Source organism: Flavobacterium reichenbachii, assembly GCF_002217435.1.
Classification (GTDB): domain Bacteria; phylum Bacteroidota; class Bacteroidia; order Flavobacteriales; family Flavobacteriaceae; genus Flavobacterium; species Flavobacterium reichenbachii.
On sequence record NZ_MUHF01000002.1, the window covers coordinates 111,156 to 136,165 of the forward strand.

General features: G+C 34.2%; 23 protein-coding genes and 3 tRNA genes. 7 read left to right on the top strand and 19 right to left on the bottom strand.

Translation table 11 applies throughout. The features are described from left to right. Positions 1-17: 17 nt before the first annotated feature. From B0A68_RS02690 to nirB, 10 genes are all read right to left on the bottom strand, one after another. Positions 18-638, bottom strand: a complete 621-nt coding sequence (locus B0A68_RS02690; protein WP_035683048.1) for a class I SAM-dependent methyltransferase — start codon at positions 636-638, stop codon at positions 18-20. A gap of 35 nt (positions 639-673) precedes the next feature. Then, positions 674-1,717, bottom strand: a complete 1,044-nt coding sequence (locus tag B0A68_RS02695; RefSeq protein WP_051892496.1) for a WG repeat-containing protein — start codon at positions 1,715-1,717, stop codon at positions 674-676. 141 nt (positions 1,718-1,858) lie between these two features. Next, positions 1,859-2,224 carry a hypothetical protein gene (locus B0A68_RS02700; protein WP_035683050.1) on the bottom strand — a complete coding sequence of 122 codons (366 nt, stop codon included), beginning with the start codon at positions 2,222-2,224 and terminating at the stop codon, positions 1,859-1,861. Between the two features lie 137 nt (positions 2,225-2,361). Then, complete coding sequence (locus B0A68_RS02705) at positions 2,362-3,621, bottom strand: alginate export family protein (RefSeq protein WP_035687951.1); 1,260 nt, start codon at positions 3,619-3,621, stop codon at positions 2,362-2,364. A 73-nt stretch (positions 3,622-3,694) separates the two neighbouring features. After that, positions 3,695-5,173 carry an MFS transporter gene (locus B0A68_RS02710; protein WP_035683051.1) on the bottom strand — a complete coding sequence of 493 codons (1,479 nt, stop codon included), beginning with the start codon at positions 5,171-5,173 and terminating at the stop codon, positions 3,695-3,697. 166 nt (positions 5,174-5,339) lie between these two features. After that, the gene (locus B0A68_RS02715) at positions 5,340-5,999 is read right to left on the bottom strand and encodes a response regulator transcription factor (protein WP_035683053.1); all 660 of its coding nucleotides are present in this window, start codon (positions 5,997-5,999) and stop codon (positions 5,340-5,342) included. Between the two features lie 368 nt (positions 6,000-6,367). Continuing rightward, positions 6,368-8,176, bottom strand: coding sequence for a PAS domain-containing sensor histidine kinase (locus tag B0A68_RS02720; RefSeq protein WP_035683057.1), 1,809 nt, complete (start codon positions 8,174-8,176; stop codon positions 6,368-6,370). An 8-nt stretch (positions 8,177-8,184) separates the two neighbouring features. Next, positions 8,185-8,769, bottom strand: coding sequence for a DUF4202 domain-containing protein (locus tag B0A68_RS02725; RefSeq protein ID WP_035683059.1), 585 nt, complete (start codon positions 8,767-8,769; stop codon positions 8,185-8,187). A gap of 141 nt (positions 8,770-8,910) precedes the next feature. Continuing rightward, the gene (gene nirD, locus B0A68_RS02730; RefSeq protein ID WP_035683061.1) at positions 8,911-9,288 is read right to left on the bottom strand and encodes a nitrite reductase small subunit NirD; all 378 of its coding nucleotides are present in this window, start codon (positions 9,286-9,288) and stop codon (positions 8,911-8,913) included. 292 nt (positions 9,289-9,580) lie between these two features. Then, positions 9,581-12,094, bottom strand: a complete 2,514-nt coding sequence (gene nirB / locus B0A68_RS02735; RefSeq protein WP_035683063.1) for a nitrite reductase large subunit NirB — start codon at positions 12,092-12,094, stop codon at positions 9,581-9,583. Positions 12,095-12,358: 264 nt separating this feature from the next. On the opposite strand from nirB, the gene B0A68_RS02740 reads away from it, so the two are divergent. Continuing rightward, on the top strand, positions 12,359-13,138 hold the full coding sequence (locus tag B0A68_RS02740; protein ID WP_035683064.1) for an META domain-containing protein: 780 nt from the start codon (positions 12,359-12,361) through the stop codon (positions 13,136-13,138). A gap of 245 nt (positions 13,139-13,383) precedes the next feature. After that, entirely contained in the window at positions 13,384-13,677 is a 294-nt protein-coding gene (locus B0A68_RS02745) for an META domain-containing protein (protein ID WP_262486759.1), read from the top strand. Positions 13,678-13,736: 59 nt separating this feature from the next. Here B0A68_RS02745 and B0A68_RS02750 read toward each other — a convergent pair whose 3' ends face one another. Together B0A68_RS02750 and B0A68_RS02755 are read right to left on the bottom strand one after the other, a co-directional pair. After that, positions 13,737-15,017, bottom strand: coding sequence for a DUF2130 domain-containing protein (locus B0A68_RS02750; RefSeq protein WP_035683066.1), 1,281 nt, complete (start codon positions 15,015-15,017; stop codon positions 13,737-13,739). A 281-nt stretch (positions 15,018-15,298) separates the two neighbouring features. Further along, complete coding sequence (locus B0A68_RS02755) at positions 15,299-16,186, bottom strand: LysR family transcriptional regulator (RefSeq protein WP_035683068.1); 888 nt, start codon at positions 16,184-16,186, stop codon at positions 15,299-15,301. A gap of 150 nt (positions 16,187-16,336) precedes the next feature. On the opposite strand from B0A68_RS02755, the gene B0A68_RS02760 reads away from it, so the two are divergent. Further along, positions 16,337-17,044, top strand: a complete 708-nt coding sequence (locus B0A68_RS02760) for a class I SAM-dependent methyltransferase (RefSeq protein WP_035683070.1) — start codon at positions 16,337-16,339, stop codon at positions 17,042-17,044. 85 nt (positions 17,045-17,129) lie between these two features. On the opposite strand, the gene B0A68_RS02765 is transcribed toward B0A68_RS02760, so the two are convergent. The 3 genes from B0A68_RS02765 to B0A68_RS02775 all read right to left on the bottom strand — a co-directional run bounded on the left by B0A68_RS02765 (position 17,130) and on the right by B0A68_RS02775 (position 19,329). Continuing rightward, positions 17,130-17,408: a putative quinol monooxygenase gene (locus B0A68_RS02765; RefSeq protein ID WP_051892500.1), complete on the bottom strand. Its 279-nt coding sequence runs from the start codon at positions 17,406-17,408 to the stop codon at positions 17,130-17,132. Positions 17,409-17,410: 2 nt separating this feature from the next. Further along, entirely contained in the window at positions 17,411-18,016 is a 606-nt protein-coding gene (locus B0A68_RS02770; protein ID WP_035683074.1) for an NAD(P)H-dependent oxidoreductase, read from the bottom strand. Positions 18,017-18,342: 326 nt separating this feature from the next. After that, a complete protein-coding gene (locus B0A68_RS02775) occupies positions 18,343-19,329 on the bottom strand; it encodes an aldo/keto reductase (protein ID WP_035683076.1) in 987 nt (328 codons plus the stop codon). Positions 19,330-19,449: 120 nt separating this feature from the next. Here B0A68_RS02775 and B0A68_RS02780 point away from each other — a divergent pair, with 120 nt between their 5' ends. After that, positions 19,450-20,295, top strand: a complete 846-nt coding sequence (locus B0A68_RS02780; RefSeq protein ID WP_035683078.1) for an AraC family transcriptional regulator — start codon at positions 19,450-19,452, stop codon at positions 20,293-20,295. Positions 20,296-20,370: 75 nt separating this feature from the next. Here B0A68_RS02780 and B0A68_RS02785 read toward each other — a convergent pair whose 3' ends face one another. Next, positions 20,371-21,132: a C40 family peptidase gene (locus B0A68_RS02785; RefSeq protein ID WP_035683080.1), complete on the bottom strand. Its 762-nt coding sequence runs from the start codon at positions 21,130-21,132 to the stop codon at positions 20,371-20,373. A 65-nt stretch (positions 21,133-21,197) separates the two neighbouring features. Continuing rightward, complete coding sequence (locus B0A68_RS02790) at positions 21,198-22,376, bottom strand: acetyl-CoA C-acyltransferase (RefSeq protein ID WP_035687956.1); 1,179 nt, start codon at positions 22,374-22,376, stop codon at positions 21,198-21,200. A gap of 240 nt (positions 22,377-22,616) precedes the next feature. Here B0A68_RS02790 and B0A68_RS02795 point away from each other — a divergent pair. The 3 genes from B0A68_RS02795 to B0A68_RS02805 all read left to right on the top strand — a co-directional run bounded on the left by B0A68_RS02795 (position 22,617) and on the right by B0A68_RS02805 (position 22,899). Then, positions 22,617-22,700, top strand: a tRNA-Ser gene (locus B0A68_RS02795). 15 nt (positions 22,701-22,715) lie between these two features. Next, a tRNA-Pro gene (locus B0A68_RS02800) sits at positions 22,716-22,790 on the top strand. Between the two features lie 35 nt (positions 22,791-22,825). Next, positions 22,826-22,899, top strand: a tRNA-Arg gene (locus tag B0A68_RS02805). A gap of 189 nt (positions 22,900-23,088) precedes the next feature. Here the strand turns inward: B0A68_RS02805 and B0A68_RS02810 are convergent. Further along, positions 23,089-23,253 (bottom strand): hypothetical protein, encoded by a 165-nt coding sequence (locus B0A68_RS02810; protein ID WP_035683082.1) that lies wholly within the window; start codon positions 23,251-23,253, stop codon positions 23,089-23,091. A 5-nt stretch (positions 23,254-23,258) separates the two neighbouring features. After that, the gene (locus B0A68_RS02815) at positions 23,259-24,728 is read right to left on the bottom strand and encodes a recombinase family protein (RefSeq protein ID WP_035683084.1); all 1,470 of its coding nucleotides are present in this window, start codon (positions 24,726-24,728) and stop codon (positions 23,259-23,261) included. Positions 24,729-25,010 lie beyond the last annotated feature (282 nt).

The window sequence follows — 25,010 nt, forward strand, 5'->3', positions numbered from 1 at the left end:
TTTAATTTGTTGTCTGACTATCTTTTTCTTCCAATAAACCGAATTACAGAACCTTTCCCATTATGAAATAAACCTTCGCTGAGTTCGATTTCTGTTTCTTCTAATTGTAAAATTTCATAATCTGGAAAATCAGATTGAATTTCTTCAATAGAAAACAGAGATTCGATATCTTTTGGTCCGCCGACTTTTTCATTTACGGCTAAATATTCCAGATGTTTTTTGCTGAAAGCTTCAAAAATGATAATGCCGTTTTGCTTTAGATATTGATTCAGTTGTTTGTGAATAAGAGATTTAATTTCTGCTGGAAAATGGGCGTAAATCAATGCGATTGCATCAAATTGATCTTTTTTAAAATCTAAAGTTTCCAATTCACCAACTCTATAATCAATTGAAACATTGCTGGATTCGGCGAGTTTAAGAGCTTTATTTTTTCCTTCTTCACTAATATCAAAAGCAGAGACTTCCCAGCCTAACTTTGCAGCAAAGATGGCATTTCTTCCTTCGCCTTCAGCAGGAAAAAGAATCGCTGCTGGATTTAGTTTTTGGATTTGTTCTTTTAAGAAATTATTGGGTGCTGTACCGTATGCAAATTCTTCGCTGCTGTAGCGGTCGTCCCATCTTTGTGTCCAGTTGTTCATGGTTTATATTTGGAATTTTACAGAATAACAAAATTTTAATTACAGAAAATCTTACATTTATTGTTTTGATCAATGTAAAAGTTTTTTCCATTCAAATTGACGCTCAATAACCCTTCAGAAAAAAATCCAATTTCATCATAAATTATTGGAACTATAATCTTACCAGTGCTATCTACACATCCCCACTTTTTGTTTAATTTAACTGAGCAAAGTCCATCCTGAAAATAATATGCATTATCATAAGATTGACTGGATATTAGAGAACCTTTTTTATTAATTAAAACATATTTACCATTTATGATTACAATTGCGATGTCGCCTCTGAATTTATAGGCTTTATCATACTGGGGACCAATCTCTGTCTTTCCCTCTTTATTAATAAATCCTTCTTTATCATTTTGTTTAATTATTGCCAGACCGCTAGAAAATTCGCCATTATTTACATCATTAGTATCATCTGTAAATTTACGTTCTCCTTTAGTATCGATGTAATATGTTTTGTATCCATCATTAACCTTTGCTAAACCTTCGGTGAACCCAAATGTCCATTCGTATTGATACGGGATAATTAATTCTCCTTTCTGATTTATAAAACCATATTCTTCATCAAGTGCTACACTTGCTAAGCCTTCACGGAAAAAACTAATTCTTTTATATTTAAAATTAATAACAGTTTTTCCACTTGTGTCAATATATCCCCATTTCCCATCTTTTTGAACGGCGGCTAAACCATCTTTGAAAGGATATGCATTTTCATATATAGGTTCTATCTTGATAGTACCATTTTTATCAATAAAGCCATATTTTGTCTGACCTTCGCCTGGCACTCTAATTGTTTTTAGTCCATTTGAAAAAGATTGACCTGAGTATTTGTATTTTCCCAAAGCAATAACTTCATTTCCATTTTTATCGATGTATCCTTCTTCTGAATTAAATCCCAAAACGTTTGCTAAACCTTCTTCAAAATCATATATCCGGTCATAGGCATTACTGTTGTTTTTCTGCCCTTGCACATGATAACTTAACAGTAAGAAGAAAAGGATATTTCTGAAAGAAACATGTTTATTTAAAGAGATCATTCGTATTTATTTTTTTTGGTTTTAACAAATATACTATAGCAAAATTTAAAACGAAATTTCTTCGCAAAAAAAAGCCCCTTCTCAAAACAGAAAAAGAGCAGCTTATAATGCAATTTTGACTAACTATTAAATAGATTTATCTTAACCAACAAGCGTCGTTATACCACTATTAATATCAATTTCTGCAAAGTTATGTTTTCCCATAACGATTAGCAGTTTGTTTGTATTATATCCTATATATCTTATTTCGGGTTCTCCTACTTTTGGTTTTCCACAAACAGAAATTACATTGGTCTGCCATTTTAATTTGCTTCTTTTGTAGGCAGATATTGTTTGTAAATCATTTTCAACATAATAAATAATGTTGTTTTTTTTGATTCCTCTTTTTTGTGTTTTTGCAAAATTTATTTCTGATCCTTTTGAAATTAAAGCATCATTTATTTTTTGATCAACACTAGTTTGAGTTACGATAAGAGTTAACATTGATAATTTTAGAAATGGTTTCATAGGATAGAATTTGGGGTTCATAATCGTTTCAAATATAACTAATTAAAGGAAATACAATGCATTTTTTGAAACTAAAAAAAATACCCTTTTCCGAAATAGGAAAAGGGTAAAATATAGAAGTTAATTTTGAAGAAAAATTATTTTTTCCAGCTAAAAATTCTTGGATTAACAGAAATCATCAACCAAGCCCAATTGTTAGTATGGCTGGCATCACCGTTTTTAATAAATTCTAAAGTCTTAGTACCAAACATTTGAGAATATCCTCCTGTTAAAACGATATCTTTTTTGAAATTAAAGGTAGTAGAAAAATCTACTTCGGTTCCTAAATAAGAATCTAATTCCTCATTAAGCGGTGTAACAACTTTGTTTGGAGCCAAAAACACATGCGGACTCAAAGCAAACTGCCATTTTTTTACGGTATAATTTAATTTCAAATAGGCATCTTCAAGACCAACATTATTTAAGTGATTTCCAACATAAAAATAATCCATAAAACCATTAAAAGCGTGGTTTGTTCCAAAAATAGGATTAAAAGATTTGATAACCGAACTGCCGTCATTCCTATCTTTTCCAGATAAGAATTCAAATCCTAAACCAGCTTTAAAAGCTTCGGTAAACATATAATTTACATTCGCTCCGGCATTCCATGCGCTTACTTTTTGATCGGTATTTTTTCCTGTTTGTCCGTAAACCCAAAGATTAGAATCTAATTTCCCAGGTTTAAAAGTTAAATAAGGCCCAAAGGTTTGTTTGTAATCTACTAATAATTTAGCATCCGCGTTTGCATATTCGTAACCTGTGTTCAGCAGTAAAAAGCTTGCTTCTAGCGTTTCAAATTTTCTGTGGTACCACGCAAATTGCATTGCTTTGTAACTGGAAACAGTATAAGGGGTCTGCAAAACATTTTCTGCATTAGAATTGTACGCTCCTCCAAAATCTAATCTTTGGTTCTCTCCCTGAAACGATACTGTTGCTGCATCGTGGCTTTGTGCCTGCTGTCCCCAATCCTGTTCTCCTAAAATACGCTGGTTGTCATAAGAAAGAACTTGTCTTCCTAATTTGGCGCTCCATTTTTCGGTAAAGTTGTATTGTGCCCAAGCTTCAAAAACTGCAATTCCATTTTTATCTGCGGTTGTTGCCGGTACAGCATCTCCCCAGGTTCTGGTATTTTGAAGTGTTAGTTTTACTTTCAGTTCATCTTGTTTGTAATCAAAACTTAATCTTGAACGCTGCGAAACCTGAGAGGTTCCTTCCTGGCCGTAAGGGAGTAAAGTTTTGTAACCATTGCGATATTCAAAACGTGGTCTGATTTGTAAATTTACATCTAATTCCTGAGCCTGCATTTGAACGCTTATTGCCCCCAGAAGACATAAAATGATAGTTTTCAATTTTTTCATATTTGATTTTTTGATGGCCCAAATTAAAGAATTAATTTTCATACATTTTCTGACAAAAATCATTTATTTGTTTTTATTTCCTATCAATTATTTGTGCTAACACAGGTTGTTTTTCGTTCATTATTTTAGTAATTGTATAATGCATCCAAATTAAACAAACTGATGAAAAAACTAATATAAAAATCCAGGAGCTGGACCATATTCCTGTTGCAGTGAGGAGATAACCAAAAATAATTGGTCCGAAGAAACCGCCTAGACCGCCAATCATGCCAACCATACCGCCGACAACACCAACTTCTGACGGGAAATATTCCGGAATATGTTTATAAACAGCAGCTTTGCCAATTCCCCACGATATTCCGATCAGGATTACTAAAACTAAGAATACCCACATATTTGCGTCAAATTTTATGACCGTGATTCCTTTTGCAAGTAATTCTTTTTTCTTAACAGTTTGATTTTGTTTCACTACAACTTGCTGCCATGATGTTGTGGTCGGAAAAATTCCATCTTGATTTAGATTTTCTTTTTTCTGTGCAACTGCAAAATCAGTGCTGCCAATTTTAATATTTTGGTCTGAAACAGCGGTAATTATTCCTTTTTTAGCTGCTAGAACTCCAGGACCTGTAGTTGTAATTTCCATTTTCGGAATCATTAGCAAAGCACTCAATATTACAGAAGAACTTAAAACCCAATACATTACTTTTCTTGCGCCAAACTTATCTGATAAATAACCGCCAAACGCTCTTATAACACCCGACGGCAGACTGAAAAGTGTTGCAAATAACCCGCCCATGACCAAGCTGGTTTGATATACATTCATAAAATTAGGTAACAGCCATTGTGAATAGGCTACAAAACATCCGAAAACTAAAAAATAGTAGGCACCAAAGCGCCAAACACGTGCACTTTTTAGTGATCCCAGCATTTGTGAAACCGATTTTGTCTGGTTTTCTATTTTTTTGTTTTTTGCGAAGATTAAAAAAACAACTCCAATAATTAAAAGTGATACAGCATATAGAATAGGAAGTATTTTCCAGCCATTCTGAGGATCTTCTGCAGAGAAATAGTTTAATAGGGAAGGGGCTAAAAAGGTAGTGATTGCTGCACCGGCATTTCCCATTCCAAAAATTCCGAGCGCGCGGCCCTGCCATTCTTTAGGATACCAGATAGAAGTATAGCCTATTCCTACCGCAAAACTTGTCCCGACCATTCCGAAAAGGAAACTTAATAGAGCAAACATTAAAAAACTATCTGCCAGCGGTAATAAAAATAAAGGAATAGAAGAGAGGAGCAGTAAAAACGAAAAAACATATTTACCTCCAAATTTATCGGTTAGGATTCCAATTGGCAGACGCATTATGGAACCGGTCAGGATTGGAATTCCGAGTAACCAGCCGATCTGAACTACGCTCCACTGGAAAATTCCATTATCTGCTAAAAAAGTAACTAATACCCCATTTAATGTCCAGCATGCAAAGCATACCGTAAAGGCCAAAGTGTTCAAGAATAGAATCTTGTGCGATTGTGATAAAGAATTTGTATTTTTCATAGTACCTAGATTTGTTTTATCAAATATAAGTACATGTAAGTATTAATACGTATTTTAAATTAAGTATTTTTATCTAATTACAGCGATTTGTCAAGATCATAAAATTGATTCTTTATTTTGTGAAAATGCTATTTTTAGATTATGATTTTTATCTTTTGAGCAGATTTTATAAAAGTGAATATTCTGCCGCTTTATTAGAAAGTTCCATTAAGTTTTTGACCTTTAGCTTTTTCATTAAATTAAAACGATGAACTTCGGCTGTTCTTTTACTAATATCAAGCGCTTCTGCAATTTCTTTGTTTCCTTTACCGGATAATAATAACGTTAGGATTTCTTTCTCTCTTTTGGTAATCATCATTTCTTCGCCTAAATTTTGTTTAGGTTCTAAGGATGATGCTGAATTTGTTAATTGACTGATTAAAATCGAAGAAATATCACCGCTGAAATATTTTCCGCCGGCAGCAACGTTATGCAGTGCTTTTAGGAATTCTTCTTTGCTTGAACCTTTTAGCAAATAACCATCGGCTCCGGCTTTTATAGATTTCAGCACATACTCTTCTGATTCGTGCATCGAAAGCATGATGATTTTTACGTTATTATTTTCGCTTCTAAGTTTTTCTACTACTTCGATACCGGTTAAGTTGGGCATACGAATATCTACTATAAGTAAGTCAGGTTTGGTTTCTGCAACTACTTCCAGCGCATCTGCACCATCAATTGCTTCTCCTGCAACCTCAATGTTTGCTTCGTTTTCGAGTAAGGATTTGATTCCGTCTCTTACAAAAACATGATCATCTGCCAGCACTACACGAATGATATTACTCATAGTTTACTTAATTTTGATTCTGGATTTTTACGTATATTCATCTAAAAAGAAGATGCTAATATACGTACTTTTTTTAAAAAGTAAATTCCAATATTAAAATAACATTAGAAGGTTGAATTCAAATTGCAGGTTCGGTTTTAATTTACTCAAAGTTTTTTACCTTAAAGTTGTTGTCCTTTGGGAAAATTAGATAATTAGATAATTAGAAAATGAGATAATTAGAAAATGAGATAATTAGAAAATGGGAAAATGAGAAAATGAGATAATTAGAAAATTGATGAAGATGCTTTAAGGAATTATCTAATTATCAAATTGCCACATTGCCACATTCTCAAATTATCAAATTGCCACATTGCCACATTAACACATCATTTTAGAATCGGAATATTAAAAGTAATCCTCGTTCCTTCGCCCGGAATGGAGTTCATGAAAACGCGTCCGTTGATGTATTGGATTCTTTCTTTCATGAATAAAAGTCCCATTCCTGACTCGCTGTTACGCTTTTTGTCGACAGAATTGATGTCGAAACCTTTTCCGTTGTCGTCTACTACGATGCTTAAAAGTGTGTCGCTGTGCGAAAGGCCCACAATAATATGCGATGACTCGGCGTATTTAATGGCGTTGTTTATAGCTTCTTGCGTGAGGCGGTAAATATTGATTTCAATTAAAGAGTCTAGACGCTGATTAAAGTCGGTTTTGTTGTAAAAGAGTATTTCTTTTCCAGTTAGTTTTGAAAGTTCTTGTGTAAGTTTTGCGAGTGAAGAAACGATGCCGTGATCGCTTAATTCCGGCGGCATTAAGTTGAAAGTTGCGGTACGAACACCTTTGATAATATCGAGTGATAATTTTTTTAAATACTCAATTTTTTGTTCTGATTTTTCTCTGTCATCTAAATTGATGCTTTCCAGGCTAAACTTCAGACCAGTAAGCATCTGGCCAATTCCGTCGTGAATTTCTTTGGCAATTCGGTTTTGTTCGTTTTCCTGATTTTCTACTATTTTGCTTGAAATAATCTTTTGCTGATTGATTTTTTCGGTTGTATTTTCGAGGTTCAGACGTTCTACCTCGCGTTGTGCTTTTTTGCGTTCGGTTATGTTGAAACAAACGATTAAAAGTTCAAGTTCATCTTTTTTAATCATTACAGGAACCATCGATAAATCGAGCCAGATAGTTTGTGCTTCTTTGTTTATGATGCTGATTTCGCCCTGCCAGCCGCTGCGCTGTTTTTCAAATATCAGACGATCAAAATTTACTTGTTCTTTTTCGTCTGCAGTAAGAACTTCGGAGAATTTTTTATTGGATAAAAATTTGGTATAATTTAAAAGTTTGGCAAATTTTTCTCCGATATGAATGATTGAACCATCAGGCGCAATTCTACAGTACAACAACGTATTTTCCATCGCATAATTGAGCGATTTTAATTCCTTTACGGAGTTTTCTTTTATTTCGCTGATGATTTCGGTATCGTACGCTAGTTTTAATGCTTTCTTTTCTGAAGTTAAAAGTTTGGCGATTAATCTCTCGATTTTTTTATTCGTCGGCTTGAAGATAAAGAAGAATTCTAAAAGTAATACCAGCAGTGTAAAACCAAAAATCCAATATTCTATTGTGCGCTGTTCGGTTACTTTTTCGTGTGCTTCGAGATCGTACTGCGTTACAATCTGATTCATTTTAGAAAGGAAAACACCTTCGTTTTCGAGAATAGTTTGAACTAGTTTTTGATTTTCAGAGGCTTGTTTTTTTTGCTTTAAATTTACTATAAACGAATCTGTTGTCTGAGCAATTTTGTTAAAAATCGGATTGATTTCGAGATATAATTTACGAAGTGTTTCTGATTTTTCTTTTGGAAAAGCCATGCTGTCACTGCCGTTTTCTAGCGCGTTTTGGTTTTTCTTCCAAAGGGCTAAAACGTCATTTAAATGCGAAATTTGTTTAGGAGAAGCGGTATCAGAAACGTAATGCAGAATAAGAACTTCTTTGACGATTTTCTGACTCAGCATTCTTTGTTTGCCCGAGAAATTAATGATTTTGGAATCACTTAATTGTTGATTTAGATTGTATTGTACTAAAACCTGACTAACAATTATAGTGAATGCAATAGTAAGAAGTGCAAAAAAATACAGTCGTCGTAAATTTTTGAACGTGATTTTATCTTCTTCCTGACTGCTTTTTTTCATATACTAAATTACAATCCTAAAGAAGCTTTTATTAGGTTTAAATTTTCTTCAGAATAATTGATTTTCAAGGCTTCCTGATGTCCTTTATCAGACATTTTATCCCAGGTTTTTTTGATGATGTTTTTTAGTTTTTCTTCGTCGTGTTTTTCAACGAAAGGCTCTAAATAATATTCTAAAAATACCAAACAGATAACGTCTTCTAATAATTGTGTTTCCGCATCTTTTTTAAGTAATTTCTTTTCGATCAGGAAAGAAACTCTTGCGATAAAATCTTCGTTATATCCTGCTCTTTGTAGAATTTCGGCAGTCGTTTTTGCATGAAATTTTTTAAGATCTTCTCTCCATTTTAAATAACCTACGCGGTCCATTGGGTACGATTCACGGGCTACTTTCCATCTGCAGATGTGTTGTGCTTTTGAGGCGATCTGAACTTGTTCTGATGCTTCAGGTTCAAATTGCATCAGCCTTTCATACATTCGGTTTGAATACAATAATTCTTTTGGATATTCTGTATTATGGTCGGTTTCAATGTTTGGATCCTGAGCGTTTTCGGCATCAATCCATTCGCTTGCTTTTTGAAAAGGTGTAGTCATTTTTTTTGGGTCAGGTAATAGAATTTCAAAGATAAGGAATTAAGTAGAAAAGTCGAAAGGTTAAAGTGAGATGAAAGATGCAAGAAGCAAGATGATAAAAGTTTTTCAAATCTTGCTTCTTGCATCTTTCATCTAAAAAAGCTAATCTACAAACCCAACAAATACTTCGTTTTCAACTACTTTGATTGGGTAAGTTGCGATTTTATATTCTTCGCCATTTAGGTTAGAACCGTCTATTAATGAAAATGTTTTTTTGTGCATCGGGCAGGCGATTTTTGGAATGTCGTCTGCAGATCCTGTCATTCCTCTTGAAAGCACCATTTCCATTTTATGCGGACAGGCGTTTTGGCAGGCGTACCATTCGTTTCGGCGTGTGAAATTGAAAATAGCGATCTGTTTATTTTTATATTTAATACAGCCGCCGCGATTGGTTGGAAAATCTTCTACTTTACCGGCTTTGAACCAAATTGTTGCATCGCTCGCATGAACTGTTTCGTATTGATTTAAGATTTCTTCCATTTTGATTGAGTTTTGATTTCCTGTTTCTTATCCTTCTTTTTACAATCAAGAGAGTTGATGGCGCAGTAAAAAAGAGGATAAGAAGGACAGCAAACGTTTTTGTGATATTTATTCTTTTTTTTTGGAGCTGTTATTTTTAAACACATAGAAACATAGATTTTTTTAAAATTAAAAATTGAGAATTAAAAATCTTTGAATCCGCCATTCTTCGCAATAGCTATGTTTGTTTATGCAAGTGAAACGTCTTTTATTTAGTTTTAAAATCTATGTCTCTATGTGTTTAAATTTATTTTCACGACCACGCTTTTGGCGCCTTTTGATCTCTAAGCGGCACAAAAACAGCATTATCGTCTTTTTCGTCTGAGTTTATAAAGTGATTAAAACGTTTTAACAATCTTGGTTTTTCTAATACTTGTTTCCATTCGCATTCAAAAGTATTTACCAAAGTCTGCATTTCGGCTTCTAAAGTTTCGCAGATTCCTAAACTATCTTCGATGATAACTTCTTTTAAATATTCTAAACCGCCGTCTAATTTCTCTAACCAAGTTGAAGTTCGGATAAGCGGGCCAGCCGTGCGGATGTAATACATTAAGAATCTGTCCATGTATTTGATTACGGTTTCTTTATCGATTTTCTCGGCTAATAAAACAGCATGTTTTGGATTTGCACCGCCATTTCCTGCGATGTATAAATTCCAACCGCCTTCCACAGCGATTAATCCGAAATCTTTTCCGCGGGCTTCTGCGCATTCGCGAATGCAGGCCGAAACACCGCCTTTTAATTTATGTGGAGAACGAATTCCTTTATATCTGTTTTCGAGTTCAATTGCAAATCCGGCGCTGTCGTCCATTCCGTAACGGCACCACGCATTTCCCACACAGCTTTTTACGGCGCGGAGGGATTTTCCGTAGGCGTGACCGCTTTCAAAACCATTGTCGATTAAGATTTTCCAGATTTTAGGTAAATCACTTAAATGTGCTCCGAATAAATCCACTCTTTGAGCTCCGGTAATTTTGGTATATAAATCAAATTGTTTGGCCACTTCGCCAATAACGATTAATTTCTCGGCAGTAATTTCGCCTCCTGCAACTCTTGGAACTACAGAATATGTTCCGTTTCGCTGAATGTTGGCCAAAAATCTATCGTTTGTATCTTGCGTTGTTACGTGTTTATTGGCAGTATCGTTATAGATACTTGAGAAAATGGAAGCTACAACAGGTTTGCAGACTTCGCAGCCATCGCCTTTTCCGTGATGATCAATTACGTCGTAAAAATTATCGTATTTGTTGATTTTTACTAAATCGAATAATTCCTGACGGTTATAACTAAAATGCTCGCAGATTACTTCTTTTACTTCTCTGCCGAGTGATTTTTGAGTCGCTTTTACTAAATCTGAAACCATTGGTTTACAACCTCCACATCCCGAAGTTGCCTTGGTTGCTTTGACAACATCAGAAAAAGTCGCACAGGATTCGTCTAAAATTTTACAGCAGATTGATCCTTTGGTAACATTTTCGCAAGAACAGATTACAGCGGTATCGGGAAGATCCATAACACTTCCTAAAGAAGAACCTTCAGAGCCATCTCGAGAACCTAAAATTAAATCTTCAGGATTTTTTGGTAATGCCATTGCATTGCTGAAAATCTGATAAAGAGCATTGTAATCGCTCGAATCTCCAACCAAAATGCCCCCTAATAAGGTTTTTGAATCTTTGGTTACATTGATTCTTTTGTAAATACCGCTTAATTTATTTTCATAAACAATAGCGGTTACATGTTCATTTTCTATAAAAGGATCACCAAAGCTGGCTACTTCAACGCCAATTAATTTCAATTGGGTCGACATATCGATGGTTTCTCTCATGGTTTTAGAGCCGTTTAAGATTTGCTCAGCGGCGACATCTGCCATTTCGTAACCTGGAGCAACAAGTCCGTAAATATTCTGGTTGTAAAGCGCCGCTTCGCCAATCGCATAGATAGAAGGATCTGAGGTCTGCATTTGATTGTTGACAACGATTCCGCCTCTTACACCAACTTCAAGTCCAGAAACTCTGGCCAGTTCGTCGCGAGGTTTAATTCCGGCAGATATAACCAGCATGTCAACTTTTAGCAATTCGTCGTTGGCAAACATCATTCCTGTTATACTTTCTTTTCCTTCAATATATTGTGTTACTTTATTAAGATGTATCCCAATATTTAATTCTTCTATTTTAGACTGGAGCATATCGCTTGCGCCTTGATCTAATTGTCTGGGCATTAAACGAGGAGCAAATTCTACCACATGCGGATTCAGTCCTAAATCTCTCACGGCTTTTGCAGCTTCAAGTCCAAGTAAACCTCCTCCTAAAACAGCTGCTTCGGTTGCGCCTTTTTGTTTTATTTTTTTGGCGTAACCCATAATTGCATCCAAATCCTCGATGGTTCTATAAACGAAAACACCTTCTTTTTCGACTCCGTCAATTGGGGGTACAAAAGCAGAAGATCCTGTTGCTAATACTAAGTAATCATACGTATGTGTTTTTCCTAAATGCGTATGAATTGTCTTTTCATTACGATTAATATCTGTAATTAATTCTGATGTGTTGAGAATAATGTTGTTTTCTGCATACCAGCTGGTGGTTGATAATGATAAATCGTCTGCGGTTTTTCCACCAAAATATTCACTTAAGTGAACACGGTCGTAAGCGCGTCTTGGTTCTTCGCCAAATACAGTTACCTGATACTTTTCCTGTCCTGATTTTGCAATGAATTTTTCGCAAAATTTATATCCAACCATGCCGTTTCCAACTACTATTACTCTAACCATGATTTCTTTAATTAAGTATTACTACGCAAATATAAGTATTTATACTTATAAAAATACGTATTAAATTTATTTTTAATGGATTTAACAGGTTTTAATAACTACGTATTTGTCGGAATCTTTTACGTAGTGAGGGTTTTCAGAGCATGATTAACGATATTTTTTTTAAAATTTGAAAAGATTCTAAATAATAATTCCAAAATAATATCGTAAATTCATAAGAATTTTACTTGTTTTTTGCTTAAAACATTCCTAAATAGAAATCTTATGAAAAAAATATTTTTATTATTGCTATTACTTTCTCTGATGGTAAGCTGTAAAACTGCGGCAGGCAAAAGTTCTGATACAAAACAATCTGTCTCTGTTACTGAACAGGAAGATGACATGAATTATTATTTTAAAGCAAATGGAAACGAGCCTTTCTGGGGAATAAAAATAGGGAAGGATAAAACTGTTTTTACTTCATTGATAAAAGGAATGGAGAGCTTAACTTTTGATTCGGTTACAGCGATTCCTGCAATGGATGCTAATGTTAAAATGTATAACCTAAGTAATGATAAAGCTTCTGCGACAGTTACAATTCAGCAGTTAGATTGTCAGGATTCAATGTCGGGTGCAGTTTCTCCATACAGTGCTAAAGTTGAAATTAAAAATAACTCTGACCTGCAGCCAAAAAAACTAGCAGGATGCGGTAAGTATATCACAGATTATCGCCTGCATGATATTTGGGTCTTAGAGGAATTAAATGGTTTTAAAGTTTTTGTAACTGATTTTCAGAAAGAGTTTCCAAGAATTGAAATTAATGCGGCTGAAAATCAGTTTTCAGGTTTTGGCGGCTGTAATTCTATTACGGGCCAAATCTTTTTTGAGAAAGACATACTTCGTTTTACTAAAGTGGTTTCTACCTTAATGGCTTGTGCTCCCGGAAATAAAGAAAGCGAATTTTTGAAAACCCTGCAAAGTTCGACAACCTATTCTATAGAAAATAATAGATTAACGCTGTCAAATCCTTCCGGAAAATTGATTGTTTTTAAGAAAGTAGATTAAAATCTAAATTTTAAAATGTCTTAAAATGGTTTAAAAATAACTTATAACAAATGAGGATGCTTTAAAGCTGGGATATTTTGTAAAATAAAACTTATATATTTATTTTACATGAAAAAGATTTTAATGTTATTAATTGCAGTATCATTGACTTATAGCTGCAAGTCAAGTAAAACTACAAATTCTACAGCGGTAGTTAATGAAAACTCAATTGAAAAGAAATTACAAAAAACTTGGATTTAGAGAATTTGAACGGGAAAATAGTGACTGAAAAAGATTTTTCAAGCTTTCCAAAAATTCAAATGACTTCATCAAATTTTTCTGGATCAACAGGATGCAACGCTATCAAAGGAAATTTGCAGTCACACGGTGCAGGAAAACTTCAGTTTCCGAATTTTTCTTCAGAAACCAAAAAATGTGATGCAAAAAAAGAAGGTGAATTTTTGCAGTTATTAAGAACAACTTCTGGATATTCTATAGAGAATAATAAGCTTTATCTTTCTAATCAGTTTGGGCTTACAATGTCATTTAAAAAAGGTTAATTTAAAAAGACAATTAAAAGCAAAAGGCTTCGATTAATTTCGAAGCCTTTTTTATTTTGTTATTCTAGTAATTCTTTAGGATCTTCCTCATCACTTTCAATAAAGTCCAATTCGAGAGCTCTCACGGTTTGAACTGCATTTCCGGCAATTCCACGAATCGAACCGTACATTCCCAAAGTATTGTGCACCACTTTTTCGATTTGTTTTTCGCGTTGTTTCCAGATTCGCTGCATTGCTCTTTTTTCAGAATCGAGATCACTTTGCATTTGAGTAAATCCTTCCACGATTCCTTCAATCTGCAAGCGGAATTCGTTGCTTGTCAGGAAATCGTACAACATAGACATTTTATCGCCTTTGTTTTCCTGCGCCTGAACTGCCTGACTTACCTGAATCAAAGATTGACGCAAAACGGCGCTTAATCCTTTAAATTCTTCATATGTACAAATCCAGATACCATCGCGCATTCCCATTCTTTCCATTCCAGAAGGCATAACTTCGGTAACTAAAACTCCAATATTGGCTCGTTTAGTCCGAATATCATTTTTGAATTTCTCGATCCACGAAGGCTGAAAAGCTTTTGTTCTTTTACTTTCATAATAAATCGAACCGCAGTTTTGCAATTCACGTGTGTTTACAATTTGAAGACAATCTGCTCCGTTAGCGCCTTTTTTGATTTCGTCGATTGTGTCTAACGGAAAATTATTTGCCAGCCATTCCTCGATTGCCAATTCCATTACTTCACCTTGCAATTGCATAGAACCTTGTTCCTGCTTGCGTTTCATTTCTTCAATCAGCTTTTTCTGATCGTCAGATTGTTTTTGGTATTCTTTTATTTTTAATTCGTTTTTTTCTTCTTCCTGCTTACGAATTTTATCTCGTTCTAAAACCAAAGTATCGTTTAATTGTTTTTGCGCTTCGGCTTCAATGGCATCTTTCATTTCCAGTTTTTCACGCTGGAGTTTAGCGATTTCGCCTGCCATTTTATTTAATTCCCGAAGTTTTTCCGATTTTTCAGAAAGTTCTTTTTCCATCAAAAGCATACGATCTTTATTTTCTTCTTCGAGTTTTGTTTTTAGTTTTTCGGTAATTTCTTTTTCTGCTGTTTTTTTCTCACGTTCCAAACGCTCGGCAAAAAGTTCATTTTCCTGTTTCTTTTTGGCTTCAAATTCGGTTTTGGCTTTTTCGAATTGTTCGTTTTTAAGCTCTAATTCTTTATTTTGAATAGTAGCTTTTTGTTGAAATTCTTTACGGATACTATCCTCCAGCTGATGTTTTAAAACATCATTTACGTCGATAGGAGTTCCGCAGTTTGGACACTGAATTGAAGATTGTTCAGCCATTTTTATTGAATTTATTAAGTAGAATTATAATTTGCTAAGGTATTTAAAAGTTAGCTTTTTATAATGTGGATTTCTGTAATAAATTGTAACGAATTTTTGTTATAGCCACGAAGTCACGAATTTCACTAATTGTTTTTGATTTAATCTGGCAAAGACGCAGAGACGCAAAGATTTGTCTCATTTTATGTCATTTCCCGTTCCTCGAAATGACAAACTAAACGCATAATCAAAAACAAAAAAAACTCTGCGCGTTTGCGCCTTTGCGAGGTTAATTTTAACGCCTAACGTGAACTAATATTATTCAATAAAAAATCAACTGCAGATTTTGTGATTTCAGAATCGTCTTCTTTTGAAGTTATCAGAGAAACATCAGTAAATAAATTCACCTTTTTTAACTCCATAAAACCAATTTCAGGATCTTGATTGTTTTTTGCAATGTTTGAAGGAACTATTGAAATTCCTAATCCATTTTTGACCAATTGCACAATCGAATTAATATTATTGGCTTCGTGAATAATCTTTGGCGTAAAGCCATAAAATGCACAAAGTTCTAATAAAACTTCATGATAATGCGGAGCGTAGTCTTTGTTGAAGAATACGAAGGTTTGATCTTTCAATTTCAGAATTTCATTTTCTGATTTTATTTGAATAGCTTTTTTATTGTAAACCAATGAAAATCCATCTCTGAACCATAATTGTGATTTTATTTTTGGAGATTGAACGGGCGATCTAATAATACCCATTTCGATTTTGCTTTTTTCTAAAGCATCGATTTGTTTTGTAGTAGATATTTCAAAAAGTTTAAAATTCACATACGGAAATTGTATTTTTAAATGTTTAATCAATTCGGAGATTACAGAAGAATAAATAGAACTGATATAGGCGATCCTAAATTCGCCCGAAAAATTGTCTGCAATCTTTTTTGCCTTCGCAGACATGCGTTCCAAATTCTGAAAAAGCGCTTTTGTTTCTTTTTCGAAATATTTCCCAGCTTCGGTTAGTTCTACTTTTTTGTTGTTTCTGGTGAAAAGCTTTGCCTGAAGTTCTTCTTCCAATTCCATAATCTGCCGACTTAATGGTGGCTGCGAAATAAAGAGTTTTTCTGCTGCTTTTGTAAAGTTTAATTCTTCGGCTACAGCCAAAAAATATTTTAGATGACGTAATTCCATGATACTTTTAAAGTATTATTAATTGATAAAAATAGTATTTTCAAAGTATTTATGAAAAGAATAGTTTTGAAAAAAAATAATTCTCTCGCAGATTTGGCAGATAAAGNNCTTTATCTGCCAAATCTGCGTGAAAAGTAAAAACAAAAAACTATGGAAAAATCAACTATTACAGAGATCAAGGAAAGGTTTGATAAAGATGTCGAACGATTTTCGAATTTAGAAACTGGGCAAGTCGCTACAATCGATGCTAAAATTTCTTTAGAATTAATAACGGAAGCTTCAAAGAGAATTGTTCCGAATGCTCAAAATGTTTTGGATATAGGCTGCGGCGCCGGAAATTATACTTTAATGATGTTGTCTAAAGTGCCGAATTTAAACTGCACTTTGGTCGATTTGAGTTTACCGATGTTAAATCGTGCTTTTGAAAGAGTTTCGGTGGAAACAAACGGAAAAGTTGAAATTAAACAAGGTGACATTCGCGAAGTCGATTTGGAGGAAAATAGTTTTGATATTATTTTGGCAGGTGCCGTTTTGCATCACTTGCGCGATGATAAAGATTGGGAAACGACTTTTTCTAAATTATTTAAATTATTGAAACCAGGCGGCTGTTTCATGATTTCTGATTTGATTACACAAGATACCGATTTATTAAATGAATATACGTGGCAGCGTTATGGGGAATATTTGGAAGGAATAGGAGGAGCGGAATATAGACAAAAAGTTTTTGATTATATAGAAAAAGAAGATACGCCCAGATCTATGAATTATCAATTGGATTTGATGAAGAAAGTGGGTTTTTCTAAAGTTGAAATTTTGCACAAAAATATGTGCTTTGGTGCTTTTGGAGGGATTAAGTAGAAAAAAATATTCGCCACGAATTACACAAATTCTTGTTCTTTGATATTAAAAAATTAATTTGTGTAATTCGTGGCGAAAAAATATTTTATAAAATCTGTACGGTTTTGTAAACCTGAATTGGAGTTGAAACCAGATTTTCGGCTTTTTTTATAAATTCCTGCAAATAAGACTGACTGTTATGAAAATCTAAACCAGCTTGGTCTTTCCATTCTTCCCAAATGATAAAAACATTGTCTGTAGTGTGTAAATCGTAACGAATGCAGGCTGCTTCTTTTCGAGTTTCGGTAACTAAATGAGTCAGCATATTTTGAACTTCAATTAAGTTCTCTTGTTTGCTTTTTAAGATGGCGGTAATTGAAATCATAATTATAAGTTTTTAAAAGTTGCTTCCAAATGTTTCATATAATTGTCCTTAAAGATAACGATATTTTCTGGTGTAGCACCTTTTTCTACGTCATGAAAATGAAATCCGTTTACTTTTTCCATTCCAGTAAACTTGTTCATTTTATGAAAACCAAACATTGCGCCGTCATCTACAGAAGTTTCTTCAAAGAATTCACCCGGCAGTGTAAAAGCAGTTGCCGGTGCATTCCAGCTTGTTGTGAGCATGTATTTGCGTCCGTGTAAAAGTCCGCCGGTTCCGTAATTAATATCGGGATTTACACGGCTTCTTCCGTCGCTTTTGTAGATTCCGTTGTTGTGTCCCTGCGTGAAAACATCATCGATATATTTTTTGAAAAGATTTGGGATTTGAAACCACCAAACAGGTGTATGATAAATAACTAAATCGGCCCAAACAAATTTTTCTACTTCTTCCTGAAGGTCGATTATGTTTTCGATATGAGTTGTTTTTATTTCGTAATTATTGTTTTTAGAAAGAAATTCAATGGTCCAGTCCTGAACGGTTTGATTGAATTTACCGCCTGAATGCGCGAATTTTTGTCCGCCGTTAATTATAAATATATTTTTCATTTTAAAATTGTTATTTCTTTTGAAAATGGATGCGTGAGGGATAGTAGTGGAAATCCTTTTGTGTCCCGAGGCTTCGGGAGCACAAAAGATTGAAACGAATAGCCCGACCCGGAGGGGCACGCCCAAATTCTGATTATTTAATTTTTGAGATTGTTTTTTAAACACATAGAAACATAGGTTTTTCTTTTCTAAAAAAAAGGTAATTGAAAGAAACTAGTTTCTCACACATAGTTCTCAAAATGACAAACTAAGTTGACTATGTTTGTTTAGGTACGTTAAACGCCTTTTAGACCTAGTGAAAACTATGTTTCTATGTGTTAAAACATTTATTTTAATTTCGAAATTGCCTGATTAATGAACTCCAATTCTGAAACTGACAAATCGAAATCCATTGTTTTTGCATTGGAAATGGCTTGTTCTGCGTTTCTGGCTCCGGCTAAAACTATAGAAATTCCTTTTTGTAAAGTCGTCCAGCGTAAAACTAACTGTGAAATCGAAATGTGTTTTGTATTAGCTAACGAACTTAATTCTTCAACTAAAGTTTTTACTTTTTGAAGATCAAACTGACCGAAATAACCATTTCTATGATCGTTTTCTTTTAATTTGCTGTCGATGAAATATTTTCCGGTCAACAAACCTCTTTCCATTGGACTGTAAGCGATGATTCCGATGTTTTCTGCAGCTGTAAAAGGAATTAAATCGGTTTCGATTTTACGGTTCAGCATACTGTAAGCAACCTGATTTGAAGCAATCTGAACTGTTTTTTGCGCTTCCTGAATTTGTGGAATGCTGTAATTACTCACTCCAAAAGTTCTGATTTTTCCTTGTTGAATTAAAGTATCAACAGCTTCCATGGTTTCTGAAATTGGCGTTGTAGAGTCTGGCCAGTGAATTTGAAGTAAGTCGATATAATCGGTTTTAAGGCGTTTTAGACTTTCTTCGATTTCTTTGATTACATTTTCTTTTGATGAATATTTATAAACTGGAACTTTTTTACCGTTATCGTCAGCATCAAAAAAGAAATCACCTTTACCATTGCTGCTTCCATCCCAAACCAAACCAAATTTGGTTAACAATTGCACTTTTGAACGATCGTGAGATTTTAAAGCTTCGCCGATCATTTCTTCACTTAATCCGAATCCGTAAAAAGGAGCAGTGTCTATTGTAGTTACGCAATGATCGATTGATGCGTGAATGGAGTCGATTGAATCTTTCTTTTCGTTTCCGCCCCACATGTTGCCACCAATGGCAAAAGCACCGTATGTAATAGTTGATAATTCAAGTTCTGAGATGCCTAATTTTCTATATTCCATAATGTTGTAATTTTATATCTTAAATTTTACTTGACAAAATTATACCATTTTTAAGACTGTTAACTTGTATATATTTGTCTTTTTTATGTAAATTTGCAACTTCAACTGATTTTAGCACTTATGAAAAAAGAAAATTTATACGAGCCGTTTACCGTTTCCTTTGAAACTTTAGATGAATATCCAGATGTTGGAGATCGTCATAATTTCTTTGAATTGGTTTATATTTTGAATGGAACAGGAAGGCAGTGCATCAACAAAAATATTTTTGAATATGATGCCGGACATATGTTTTTACTGACGCCGGAAGATTGTCATAATTTCACTATCGAAACCGAAACAAAGTTTTTCTTTTTGAGATTTAATGATATTTATTTGAAGAATTCTAGTCTGCAGAATGAAAATATTCAGCGTTTAGAATATATTCTGCAAAACGCGAATCATCAGCCGGGCTGTATTTTAAAAAACGATGCCGATAAATGTCTGGTCAAAGTTATGGTCGAAGCGATTTGTCGCGAACATCAGGATAAAGATGTTTACAATCAGGAATTGATTCAGCAATTGGTGAATACGCTGATTATTATTGTGGCTAGAAATATTGCGAAATATCTTCCTGAGCAGGTTAATATTGGTACTGAAGCTAAAGCTATGGATATTTTGCAATACATTCAGAACAATATTTACTATCCTGAAAAAATTAAAGCAGAATCGATCAGTGATTATTTCGGAATTTCGAATACGTATTTAGGGCGTTATTTTAAAAAACATGCTGATGAAACGATGCAGCAATATATCAGCAATTACAAAACCAAACTGATTGAACATCGTTTGCAATTCAGCGATAAGCGCATAAATGAAATTGCGTATGAATTTGGTTTTACGGATGAAAGCCACTTTAATAAATTCTTTAAGAAACAACGAGGAAATAGTCCTTCGGAATTTAGAAAAACGATTCGGATTAGTGCATAAACACAGATTGCACGAATTTGTACGAATTTTTTCAGCCACAGATTAAAAGGATTTTTAATTTGCGCTAATTTGTGTTTAAATAATCTTCTTGATTACACGAAGGTTATGTGTGTGTTTATTGAGTTCAGCATTGTAAATTCCTAAATGATCTAAGCGGTCAATGCGGACTTTTCCACTTCCGTGAATGATATAATTATTTTCCATAATAATTCCGACATGAATGATGTTTCCTTCTTCATTATCAAAAAAGGCTAAATCACCAGCTTCACTTTCTTCAATAAAACTTAAAGGTTCTCCTTCAAGCGCCTGCTGAGAGGCATCACGGTGAATTTTATACCCGTTTAATTTGTAAACCATTTGAGTAAAACCAGAACAATCGATGCCAAAAGGTGTTTTTCCGCCCCATAAATAGGGTGCGTTTAAATACATAAAAGCAGTTTTAATAAGTGCGCTTTTCGGTTTTATGCCACTGGTTTTTGTTCCTTCAAAATCAAAATTTGAAGTATTGATTTCGGTGTTGTTTAAAAAAGATAACGAAGCACCTAAAGGAATCGGCAATAAAAGATTATTTGGTGCTGTGATATAATCAATTAAATCGGCGTTTAAGATAATGGCTTCTTTACTTAATTGATTAAAATGCTGTTCAGAAATTATCTGATATTGTTTAGAATCAACCCAGCCTTCGTAATCATCGAACTGAATCCTGATTCGAGACCATTGATTTTGACGTTCTAATATTTCGATGTGCTCTCCAAACAAAAGCTGTGTGACAATTTCACTTCTATCGCTTGCTTCAGATCGAACAGGTACTATGGCAAGATTGCAAATTCCGAACATTTAGGGTGATTTATAAGTTGAAAATTTGGAGTTATATGTTGCAACAACTCCAAATTTTATAATATTTAGGCTCTTTCGATAACAATTGCAGATGCACCGCCGCCGCCATTGCAAATTGCAGCAGCTCCGGTTTTAGCATTATTTTGTTCCAAAACATTTAGCAAAGTTACAATAATACGCGCTCCTGAGCATCCCAGAGGATGACCTAATGAAACAGCGCCGCCATTTACGTTTACTTTATCGTTATCTAGATTTAAGATTTTAGCATTCGCTAATCCCACAACAGAAAAGGCTTCGTTAAATTCGAAATAATCAACATCTGATATCGAAATTCCTGCTTTGTCTAAAGCTTTTGGCAATGCTTTTGCCGGGCTTGTAGTAAACCATTTTGGCTCTTGTGCAGCATCTGCATAGCCATTTATGTAAGCAAGAGGTTTTAATCCTAATGTATTAGCTTTTTCTTCAGACATTAAAACTAAAGCTGCAGCTCCGTCGTTAATTGTCGATGCGTTAGCAGCCGTTACTGTTCCGTCTTTTGTAAAAACAGCGCTTAAAGATGGAATTTTATCCAATTTCACATTAGTATATTCTTCATCTTTTGAAAAGATAATTGGTTCTCCGCGTCTTTGAGGAACTTCAACAGGAACAACTTCGTTATCAAATTTTCCGGCATCCCAAGCTTTTGCGCTTTTTTCATAAGATTGGATAGCAAAATTATCTTGTTCTTCGCGAGTAATTTTATACTCTGATGCACATAAATCAGCGCAAACTCCCATTGCGTTGTTATCGTAAGCATCTGTCAAACCATCTTTTTGCATTCCGTCCAGCATTGTTGCCGGGCCAAATTTATTTCCGCTTCGCATTTGTACATAATGCGGAATCAAGCTCATGTTTTCCATTCCTCCGGCAACTACGATTTCTGCATCTCCGCAGGCAATTGCCTGAGCTGCTAACATTACAGATTTCATTCCAGAGGCGCAAACTTTATTTACAGTTGTGCAGGAAACTTCTTCAGATAGGCCGGCAAAAAGTGCTGCCTGACGTGCCGGAGCTTGTCCAACTCCAGCCTGAATTACATTTCCCATGAAAACTTCATCAACTAATTTTGGGTCTAGGTTAATTTTTTGAAGTGCGCCTTTAATAGCGGCGGCACCTAATTTTGGTGCGGGTACGGTAGATAAACCTCCCATGAAACTTCCGATAGGTGTTCTAACGGCAGAAACGATAACAACTCTTTTGTTCATTTTCTGTGTAATATTAGTTAATCTAGCAAATTTACTCATTATTTAAATAAATTCAAATTTTGGTTTAATTAGGATAGATTTTAAATTAAGATGAAATTTTTATCAATTCTATTCGTTTGATTGTGAAGTGTTTTAAAAAAAAGTTTGAAAAAAGATAAAAAAAAGCACCAAAATAGTTGTGAGATATGGAATGTTGTCTTACATTTGCAACCGCAAAATAGGACATGTTTCCTTGAGCTTGGAGAGGTGCCAGAGCGGTAATGGAGCAGATTGCTAATCTGTCGACGGGTAACCGTCGCCAGGGTTCGAGTCCCTGTCTCTCCGCTTAAATTTTGCCTTCGGGGTGTAGCGTAGCCCGGTTATCGCGCCTGCTTTGGGAGCAGGAGGCCGCAGGTTCGAATCCTGCCACCCCGACTTTTTTTAAGATTTTTTAATAAAAATCCTATTTTGGTTCCATAGCTCAGCTGGATAGAGCAACGCACTTCTAATGCGTAGGTCGAAGGTTCGAATCCTTCTGGGATCACTTAATGAGACAACTAGTCAATAGTTGTCTCATTTTTTTATACGAATATGTAGGTTTTTCAAGCCTTTTCGGCGTAATATTTTACGGTTCGAATTTTTCACAAGGAATTCTTAGTCTGTTTGAAATAAACAGTCTAAAATTGGCTTTATTAGAGATTTAATCGAAGCTGAATGATGATTCGAAATCCCGTTAAGGATATAGAGTTTTTTTCTCTTTTGGTTTGTCGTAATTTTTTGACACTAAATATAGTAATTCCAAAATAATTTTTGCCTCCTTCTCATCTATCTGAATGCCGTTCTTGGAAAGAATAATAACGGCTTTTTCTACTGAAACATTCTTCTCAATGAAATTCATTTTTTCTACTTTTTTTGGTTGCTTTTTTTTGATAAAATTTTTAAAAGCGCCTGATTTAAATCTAAAGATAGGTCACCTGTTTTAAAGTTAATGTCGGTTGGTGGAATAAGATTTACCAAATGTCTTTTATCCGAGGCCTCAAATTCAGAAAATCTCTTAAAAATTTCAACCAATGCTTTTTCTTCGATTTGATTTTTTCTATCAATAGCTTTTAATTTAACAGCAACATCATGTGCTTCCTTTTTAAGATTTTTGGTGCTGACTTGAGTCTCTTTTTTTAATTCATTATAATCATCAATTTTTAATACTCCGGCTATAAAAAGTTTTCTGCCTTGAGAAAGGGTTATACCCTCTTCTTTTATTTTCCTCGCTAATACTTTTTGGGTGTATAAATAACTTGCTTTTTGTGTGTTTATATTCTGCTCTTCTAAAATTTTTTTAAATAATTCAATCGCACTATTTGAGAGTATCAATTGTTGGAGTTTATTTTGATAACAATCATTGAGAAAGAAAGCATTTATCCTTGTTTTACAGCCATTATGACAATGATAATATGGATAATTTTTTGATCTTCCTTTTGATATACTTCCGCTAAGTTTTCGATTACAGACAGGACATGTTAAAAAACCTCTGAGGAAAAATGTTGATTGCAAATCATTTCTTTTAGCAGTAGTTTTTCTTTTAGTATTAATAACAGACTGAACCTGATTAAACAAAGTTTCAGATATCAATGGTTCGTGTAATCCTTTTACCACTTTCTCTTCGCTAGATTCAAGTTTGACCGGTATAAGTCCACAATAAACAGGGTTGTGTAAAATCCTGAAAAAGTGTGATCTTGAACAAATTAATCCTTTATTATTAGCTATTTTTATGATTTCAGTTATTCTATGATCATTCTTGGCAACTTGATAAAAAGCCCATTTTATGATTTCAGCTTCAGGCTCTTTAGGAGCTATACCTTTTTTACCATCCATTGATGTTAAATTGATAAAACCTAATGGTGCCTTGTTAGGATATCTTCCCATCAACTTCGCTCGTCGAATGCCGTTTGAAGTGTTTTGAGCTCTCCGGGTATTTTCTGCTTCTGGGACTGCTAGATATACAGCCAGCATAACTGTACTTTCCGGCACAGAAAAATCAAGTGGCTGATCAATAGCCTTTGCTGTTGTTTTATATTTTCTAAGCTTGCCAATCATTTCATAAGCATACTCAATATTACGGCTGAATCGATCCCACTTGATAAATAATATGTTTTTGTCGTTTCCTGATGATTTCTTTTTAATTTCTGAAAATAATCTGTTCCATTCGGGTCTATTAAAATTCTTCGCAGAGAAATCTTCGCGATAGATTCCTTTGACTTCTATATCGTAATATTTACAATATTTCAATAATCTTTCCTCCTGCTCAGGCAAGGAGTAGCCTTTTCTTTTTTGTTCGTCAGTACTTACTCTGACATATAAATAAGCATTTTTCATAGTAAAACAGCGTCTTAGTTTTTAAGCTCTTTATCAAGGAGGATGTACAGGAGTCTCAATTATTCATATAAATTTACTAAAAACAGTAGTTTTTTGTTATACTAATTAGTAATTAAGTAGTTATGTGTGTTGGTGATTTCGATGAAAAATATAGATTCATAGATCTATTCTTATTTTTCTTACTGAGCAACTTTATAAATTAGGGATTGATCTGAAATTTGTTTGATGATTTTTAGCAATTCTAAAAAACTTCTGAAATGAAAAAAGAGTATAAATACTTAG

Excerpts from the sequence above, each read along its gene's own strand:
- B0A68_RS02690 (WP_035683048.1), bottom strand. The coding sequence starts at position 638 with ATGAACAACTGGACACAAAGATGGGACGACCGCTACAGCAGCGAAGAA.
- B0A68_RS02695 (WP_051892496.1), bottom strand. The coding sequence starts at position 1,717 with ATGATCTCTTTAAATAAACATGTTTCTTTCAGAAATATCCTTTTCTTC.
- B0A68_RS02700 (WP_035683050.1), bottom strand. The coding sequence starts at position 2,224 with ATGAAACCATTTCTAAAATTATCAATGTTAACTCTTATCGTAACTCAA.
- B0A68_RS02705 (WP_035687951.1), bottom strand. The coding sequence starts at position 3,621 with ATGAAAAAATTGAAAACTATCATTTTATGTCTTCTGGGGGCAATAAGC.
- B0A68_RS02710 (WP_035683051.1), bottom strand. The coding sequence starts at position 5,173 with ATGAAAAATACAAATTCTTTATCACAATCGCACAAGATTCTATTCTTG.
- B0A68_RS02715 (WP_035683053.1), bottom strand. The coding sequence starts at position 5,999 with ATGAGTAATATCATTCGTGTAGTGCTGGCAGATGATCATGTTTTTGTA.
- B0A68_RS02720 (WP_035683057.1), bottom strand. The coding sequence starts at position 8,176 with ATGAAAAAAAGCAGTCAGGAAGAAGATAAAATCACGTTCAAAAATTTA.
- B0A68_RS02725 (WP_035683059.1), bottom strand. The coding sequence starts at position 8,769 with ATGACTACACCTTTTCAAAAAGCAAGCGAATGGATTGATGCCGAAAAC.
- nirD (WP_035683061.1), bottom strand. The coding sequence starts at position 9,288 with ATGGAAGAAATCTTAAATCAATACGAAACAGTTCATGCGAGCGATGCA.
- nirB (WP_035683063.1), bottom strand. The coding sequence starts at position 12,094 with ATGGTTAGAGTAATAGTAGTTGGAAACGGCATGGTTGGATATAAATTT.
- B0A68_RS02740 (WP_035683064.1), top strand. The coding sequence starts at position 12,359 with ATGAAAAAAATATTTTTATTATTGCTATTACTTTCTCTGATGGTAAGC.
- B0A68_RS02750 (WP_035683066.1), bottom strand. The coding sequence starts at position 15,017 with ATGGCTGAACAATCTTCAATTCAGTGTCCAAACTGCGGAACTCCTATC.
- B0A68_RS02755 (WP_035683068.1), bottom strand. The coding sequence starts at position 16,186 with ATGGAATTACGTCATCTAAAATATTTTTTGGCTGTAGCCGAAGAATTA.
- B0A68_RS02760 (WP_035683070.1), top strand. The coding sequence starts at position 16,337 with ATGGAAAAATCAACTATTACAGAGATCAAGGAAAGGTTTGATAAAGAT.
- B0A68_RS02765 (WP_051892500.1), bottom strand. The coding sequence starts at position 17,408 with ATGATTTCAATTACCGCCATCTTAAAAAGCAAACAAGAGAACTTAATT.
- B0A68_RS02770 (WP_035683074.1), bottom strand. The coding sequence starts at position 18,016 with ATGAAAAATATATTTATAATTAACGGCGGACAAAAATTCGCGCATTCA.
- B0A68_RS02775 (WP_035683076.1), bottom strand. The coding sequence starts at position 19,329 with ATGGAATATAGAAAATTAGGCATCTCAGAACTTGAATTATCAACTATT.
- B0A68_RS02780 (WP_035683078.1), top strand. The coding sequence starts at position 19,450 with ATGAAAAAAGAAAATTTATACGAGCCGTTTACCGTTTCCTTTGAAACT.
- B0A68_RS02785 (WP_035683080.1), bottom strand. The coding sequence starts at position 21,132 with ATGTTCGGAATTTGCAATCTTGCCATAGTACCTGTTCGATCTGAAGCA.
- B0A68_RS02790 (WP_035687956.1), bottom strand. The coding sequence starts at position 22,376 with ATGAACAAAAGAGTTGTTATCGTTTCTGCCGTTAGAACACCTATCGGA.
- B0A68_RS02810 (WP_035683082.1), bottom strand. The coding sequence starts at position 23,253 with ATGAATTTCATTGAGAAGAATGTTTCAGTAGAAAAAGCCGTTATTATT.
- B0A68_RS02815 (WP_035683084.1), bottom strand. The coding sequence starts at position 24,728 with ATGAAAAATGCTTATTTATATGTCAGAGTAAGTACTGACGAACAAAAA.